Below are 2,605 nucleotides of genomic sequence, written 5' to 3'. Positions count from 1 at the left end.
CACCGGTACTCCTCGGCTACCTTCTCGGCCAGCTTCTGGGAAGCCTCCAGGGCCTCGTCGACCGACTGGCGGCCGGCGATGGCCTCGCTGATCTCCTGGGAGACCTTCGTACCGAGGTCGGTGAACTCGGGGATGCCGACGAACTGGATACCGACGGTCGGACGGGGCTGGGTGCCCGGGTCACGCGGGTTGGCGCTGGAGATCGCCTCCGACGTCACATCGGCGAACGCGGCGGCCTCCTTGCGGTAGTCCGGGTTGATGTAGGTCGAGGCGCGCTTGCCGGCGGGGACGTTGGACCAGCCGATCTTCTCGCCGACGAGCTTCTCGTACTCCTTGCCGGACGCCCAGGAGATGAACTTCCAGGCGTTGTCGGTGTTGTTGGACGCCTTCTGCATGCCCCAGGCCCAGGTGTAGAGCCAGCCGGAGCTGTCCGTCTTGTCGACCGGCGCCGGCACATAGCCGATCTTGCCCTTGACCGGGGAGTCCTTGGCCTCCAGCGAACCCGCGCCCGCCGTGGCGTCGTACCACATGGACGTCTTGCCCTGCGTCATGTTGTTGAGGCACTCGGCGTAGCCGGCCTGCGGCGCGCCTGCCTCGCCGTGCTCGCGGACGAGGTCGACGTAGAACTTGGTGGCCTTCTTGAACTCGGGCGAGGTCAGCTGGGCCTCCCAGTCCTCGGTGAACCAGGTGCCGCCCATCGTGTTGACGACGGTCGTCAGCGGGGCGATGACCTCGCCCCAGCCCGGCAGACCGCGCAGACAGATGCCCTTCATTCCCTTCTCGGCGCCGTCGGTCTTGGCGGCGAGGTCGGCGACCTCCTGCCAGGTGGGGTTGTCCGGCATCTTCAGGTTCTTCTCGGCGAACACGTCCTTGCGGTACATGAGGAAGGACGACTCGCCGTAGAACGGCTGGCCGTAGAGCTTGCCGTCCTCGGCCGTCAGCGACTCCTGGAGCGGCTTGAGGATGTCGCCCTGGTCGAACTCCTTGTCCTTCTGCGCGTACTCGTCGAGCGTGTGCAGCCAGCCGTTCTTCGCGAAGAAGGGCACCTCGAAGTTGCTGATGGTCGCGACGTCGTACTGGCCGGCCTGGTTGGAGAAGTCCTGGCTGATCTTGTCGCGTACGTCGTTCTCCGGCAGCACCGTGAAGTTGACCTTGATGCCGGTGTCCTTGGTGAAGTTCGCGGCGGTCAGCTTCTGGAGCTCGACCATCTGCGGGTTGTTCACCATCAGCACGTTGAGCGTGTCACCGCCGTCCGAGCCGGTGCCGCCGGCGCCGCTGCACCCGGCGAGGAGTGCCGTCAAGGCCGCTCCCGCGCCCACACGTACGCCTATCCCACGTCGTCGCTGCTGGAGGGACATGAGTTTCTCCTGATCATTCGGTTGCGGAACTGCTGGTGGCTGAGGGGTTGAAAGGGTGGGGGGTGAAAATCCGGGGCGTCGTCGGGCCGTACGGGTCCCGCCCCCTGGCCGGTACGGCGGGGGTCCGGGAGCGGGTGCGGCCTGTCAGACGCGGATGACCTGGGGGCCGAGCAGCGAGTAGCGCTGCGCCTCCGCCGACGGGAGTCCGACGTCGGTGACGATCGTCTCGAAGTCGCCGACATCGGCGAACCGGCAGAAGCTGACGGCACCGAACTTGGTGTGGATCCCGGCGAACACCTTGCGGCGCGCGCTGCGCATGGCCTGGGCCTTCACCTCGCTGACGGCCGGGTCGGGGGTGGTCAGCCCGTACTCGCGCGAGATGCCGTTCGCGCCGACGTACGCCAGGTCGATGACGAAGTCGGCGAGCATCCGGGTCGCCCAGTGGTCGACGGTCGCGAAGGTGCCGCCGCGCACCCGGCCGCCGAGCAGCAGGACGGCGATCTTGTCGGAGTCGGCCAGTCCGTTGGCGACCGCGAGGGACGCGGTGACCACGGTCAGCGGGCGGTCCCTGGGCAGAGCCTCGGCGACGAGCTGAGGAGTGAAGCCCTCGTCGATGAAGACCGTCTCGGCGTCGCCGATGAGATCGGCGGCGGCTGCCGCGATCCGTGACTTCTGCGGTACGAGGCGGGTGGTCCGCACCGCGAGCGTCGTCTCGTAGCCGGCGCTCTCGACGGGGTAGGCGCCCCCGTGGGTGCGCCGTACCAGGCCGTGCTCCTCCAGGGCGTGCAGGTCACGCCGGACGGTCTCCTTGGCCACGCTCAACTTCGTGGCGAGCGCGGTGACTTCCACCGACCCGTCACGTCGGGCGATCTCAAGAATCTCTCGTCGGCGTTCGTCCGTGTCCACGGCACACACTTCCCTGCTCTGCTGGGCTCAGCACCCGTTCGGGCTCATGGGTCGTTTGTACAAGCAAGGGACCCGGCTCGACCAGGCTCTTCGCCGCTTTGAGTGTGACCGTTCATGCCCGTTTCCCCATCAGCGTATGCGCAGGTGATACGCGGGGTAACCCCCTCTCGCGCCCGGTTCTGTGCCCGATTGGCGCGGATCACTGCCCGAACGGCGCCCGATGTGGTCAGCGGACTCCCGTCCGCCGGCCGTCTAAACGTGAGCTGCGTCCCGTCCGACCCCCCAAAACGGTCAGCGAAACGGGCACGGAAACATGTAGGGCGCACGTACGACTCGCGGCC

2 protein-coding genes are annotated in these 2,605 nt (G+C 67.5%); both read right to left on the bottom strand.

Annotation, left to right across the window (positions count from 1 at the left end; all coding sequences use genetic code 11):
- Positions 1-1,358 (bottom strand): sugar ABC transporter substrate-binding protein (locus GXP76_RS35090; protein ID WP_242575661.1); only part of this gene is annotated, 1,358 nt, incomplete at its 3' end.
- Between the two features lie 144 nt (positions 1,359-1,502).
- Complete coding sequence (locus tag GXP76_RS35085) at positions 1,503-2,264, bottom strand: DeoR/GlpR family DNA-binding transcription regulator (RefSeq protein WP_242575660.1); 762 nt, start codon at positions 2,262-2,264, stop codon at positions 1,503-1,505.
- Between the last annotated feature and the right edge of the window lie 341 nt (positions 2,265-2,605).

It is taken from the genome of Streptomyces sp. NP-1717 (genome assembly GCF_022695985.1).
Classification (GTDB): Bacteria; Actinomycetota; Actinomycetes; order Streptomycetales; family Streptomycetaceae; genus Streptomyces.
This window is presented reverse-complemented; position numbering and strand designations above follow the sequence as displayed.